The 3,208-nt window shown below is 71.2% G+C and carries 3 protein-coding genes; all 3 read right to left on the bottom strand.

Going from position 1 to position 3,208, the window contains the following annotated elements:
- Nucleotides 1-91: 91 nt before the first annotated feature.
- Nucleotides 92-2,161 carry an NAD-dependent DNA ligase LigA gene (gene ligA, locus AA75_RS15875; RefSeq protein ID WP_051812512.1) on the bottom strand — a complete coding sequence of 690 codons (2,070 nt, stop codon included), beginning with the start codon at nt 2,159-2,161 and terminating at the stop codon, nt 92-94.
- A gap of 131 nt (nt 2,162-2,292) precedes the next feature.
- Nucleotides 2,293-2,850: a hypothetical protein gene (locus AA75_RS15870; RefSeq protein WP_033820678.1), complete on the bottom strand. Its 558-nt coding sequence runs from the start codon at nt 2,848-2,850 to the stop codon at nt 2,293-2,295.
- A 124-nt stretch (nt 2,851-2,974) separates the two neighbouring features.
- Nucleotides 2,975-3,154: a hypothetical protein gene (locus AA75_RS15865; RefSeq protein WP_033820677.1), complete on the bottom strand. Its 180-nt coding sequence runs from the start codon at nt 3,152-3,154 to the stop codon at nt 2,975-2,977.
- Between the last annotated feature and the right edge of the window lie 54 nt (nt 3,155-3,208).

The raw sequence follows: 3,208 nt of genomic DNA, 5'->3' as shown, positions 1-3,208 counted from the left end.
CCGGGCGGGCGGGCGGGCGTGGATGGTCGGGAACGGGGTGTGGGGTGGGCACCGACGCGCTGTCGGTGCCCACCCCCTGTCGGGTAGGGGCTCAGGCGAGGTAGTCGGCGACCAGGGCGGCGAACTCGGCCGGGTTGAGCACGGTGATGCCGAGTTCACGGGCCTTGGTGAGCTTGGAGCCGGCCTGGTCGCCGGCGACGACGAGGTGGGTCTTCGCCGAGACGCTGCCCGAGGACTTTCCGCCCGCGGCCTCGATCAGCTCGTTCATCTGGTTGCGCGAGAGGAGCTTGAGAGCGCCGGTCATGCTGCCGGTGACGACGACCTTCTTGCCCGCGAGGGGTCCGGCTCCGTCGGGGGCCGTGGCCGGGGCGGCGGGGTCGGTCGCACCGCTCACGCCGGCGGAGCCGGGCTCGGCGGTGTTGACGCCTGCTGCCACGAGCTTGTCGAGTACGCCGCTCAGTTCCGCGAGTTCGGCGACGATGACGGGGGCCTTCTCGGGGCCGATCCCCTCGATGGCGGAGAAGTCGTCGGCGGTGGCACTGCGGACCGCTTCGAGGGTTCCCAGGTGGCGGGCGATGCGGCGGGACATGGAGCGGCCGGTGCCGCGGATGCCGAGCGCAGCCAGGAGGCGGCTGAGGGGCTGCTGCTTGGACGCCTCGATGGCGGTGAGGAGCTTGTCGGTGCTGGCCTCGCCCATGCGGTCCAGACCCAGGAGCTGGGAGCGGGTGAGGGTGTGGAGGTCGGCGATGTCGGTCACGAGACCGGTCTCGACGAGCTGGTCGCAGAGCTTGGTGCCGAGGCCGTCGATGTCGAGCTGGTCGCGTCCGACGGCGTACCGGATGGCGGCGAGCTGGCCACACGCGCGGCCCCGGACGCACCGCCACCGTTCCTGGGAGGAGTCGATGTCCGCCCCGCACCTCGGGCAGGCGGAGGGCGGGACGATGGGGGTCTCCTCGCCGGTGCGCTGGTCGGTCGCCGGGCGCTCGACGCGGGGGATGATGTCGCCCGCCTTGACCACGACGACGAGGGAGTTGAGCATCAGGCCGCGGCGGGCGATGTCGGCGGGGTTATGGAGGGTGGCAAAGCCAACGGTGGAGCCGTCGATCTCGACGGGCTCCAGGATCGCGCGCGGCGCGATCACGCCGGTGCGGCCGACGTTCCACTCGACGCCGAGCAGGCGGGTGACGCGCTCGACGGCGGGGAGCTTGTAGGCGGCCGAGTGGTGGGGGAAGCGGGAGCCGACGCCGGCGTCGGCCTGGTCGGTGGCAGTGTCGGCCTTGATGACGACGCCGTCGATTCCGAAGGGCAGGGTGGGGCGCAGCGCGGTGATCTCCTCGACGCGGGCCTGGAGTTCCTCGACGGTCGTGCAGAGCTTGGGGGCGGCGGGGGTCTGGGCGGGGGTGGCGATGCCGAGTGCGGCGAGGCGGTCGAGGATCTCGTGGTGGGCCAGGTGGGCCAGGTCGGTGGAGTGGCCGTCGAGGGGGAGGGCGGCGTACAGGTAGGCGGTCAGGGGGAGGGTGTAGGCGCGGTCGCGGGCACGGAGGGTTCCGGCGGCTCCGTTGCGCGCGTTCGCGAACGGGGCGTGGCCGTGCTCGGTGCGCACCCGGTTGGCGTCCGTGAACTGGGCGGTGGTGAAGAGGGCTTCGCCGCGGACTTCGAGCGTGGCGGGTTCGGTCAGGGTGGTGGGCAGGCCGTGGATGTTGCCGATCTGGTGGGAGACGTCCTCGCCGTGGGTGCCGTTGCCGCGGGTGATGATCTGAACGAGGCGCCCGTCGCGGTAGCGCGCGGCGATGGCCAGGCCGTCGAACTTGGGCTCGACCACCCAGCCCTGCGGGGTGCGGCCGATGCGGCGGGTGAGGGAGTCGGCCCAGTCCTGGAGGTCGGCCGGGCTGAACACGTTGCTCAGGCTCAGCATCTGGCTCGTGTGGGGGACGTCCCCGGTCACCGGAGCCGTGCCGACCTTGCCGGTGGGGGAGTCCGGATCACGCAGATCGGGGTTGGCCTGTTCGAACGCGGTGATGGCGAGCAGCAGGGTGTCGTAGGCGGTGTCGTCGAGCGGGGACTGGCCGTCGGTGTAGTACAGGGTGGCGGCGCTGTTGGCATGCTGTACGGCCGCGCGGTAGGCGGTGGGGTCCAGGGGGGCGGCGGTGGTGACGGTCATGAAGTGATCCTCTCGTTCGGGTGTGACATCTGGGCTGGTGAGGCCCTGGTGGGTGCATATGAAGCGGTGATTTGCGCGGGATGCGCGCTGCCCGCGTGGCGGCGCGCATCCCGCTCGCTGGGGCGGCCGGCCTACGCGTGGTCGCCGGAGGCGGCGTAGGTGCGGTCTGCGCAGTCGCCGCACTCGCCGTCGTATCCCTCGCCGTCGGCGGTGGACTCGCGGCAGTCGGCGTTGGCGCACATGTCCTCGGTGCTGACCCCGTCCACCTCGACCAGTCCTTCGTCGCCCTGGTCGGCATCCAGGCGGAGCGCCCCCAGCGTGATGTTCCCGGCGGGCACCGCTGCGGTCACCGGGTGCATGCCGGTGAGTGCCGAGAGGGCCTCACGGGCCCGCTGCTCGGCGTCCTCGCTCACCTCGCCCTGGTCGCTGTAGGCGATAGCCATCACCTCCGCCGTCATCGGGTAGGTGTGGGCTCCCTCAAGGACCGCCGTCTCGGTGTCGGAGGTGACGCGGCCGGTACCGGCCTGGATGGTCACGCCGTTCAGGCGGAGACCTTCCAGGGTCAGCTCGGGCAGCAGTTCGCCGTCCTCGCTGATGGTGTCGAGGGCCTCGAACGCGCTCCGGCGTGTCTGGGCCCTGACGCTCAGGGAGATGGTTCCGCGGACGAGGTGGGCGTAGGTGCCAGGCACGGGTGTCCCTTTCACGGCGGCGATGGCTGGGTGCTGAACGGGGGTGGTGCGCGACCGCCGGGGGCAACCCGAGCAGTAGTTATAAGTTGCAGCATCAAGTCATTCAAGGCAATGTTGAAGCGGGTCACTGGAGGAACGGGGCGATGGCGCAGGTGAGGTCCTGGTGGAGGCTTCTGATGACAGCGAGGTGTGGCTCGCGGACCTCGGCTGCTTCCCCGCCGCTCTCCTCGTAGATGCCGGCGAGGGTGTTGCTGAGCTGGTCCGCGGCCTTGTGGGCCTGCCAGAGCTCGTCGGTTGTCGCCATGTGGTGCCTCCTGGTGGCGGTCGTTCTCGGTGGTACAGGGCTGGGGGTGGGTTG

Source organism: Kitasatospora sp. MBT63 (assembly GCF_000710465.2).
GTDB lineage: Bacteria > Actinomycetota > Actinomycetes > Streptomycetales > Streptomycetaceae > Kitasatospora.
Note: the sequence above shows the minus strand (reverse complement) of the source record. Positions and strands in the feature narration are given on the sequence as shown.

Coding starts and splice junctions, on each gene's coding strand:
- AA75_RS15865 (WP_033820677.1), bottom strand. CDS start 3,154: ATGGCGACAACCGACGAGCTCTGGCAGGCCCACAAGGCCGCGGACCAG.
- ligA (WP_051812512.1), bottom strand. CDS start 2,161: ATGACCGTCACCACCGCCGCCCCCCTGGACCCCACCGCCTACCGCGCG.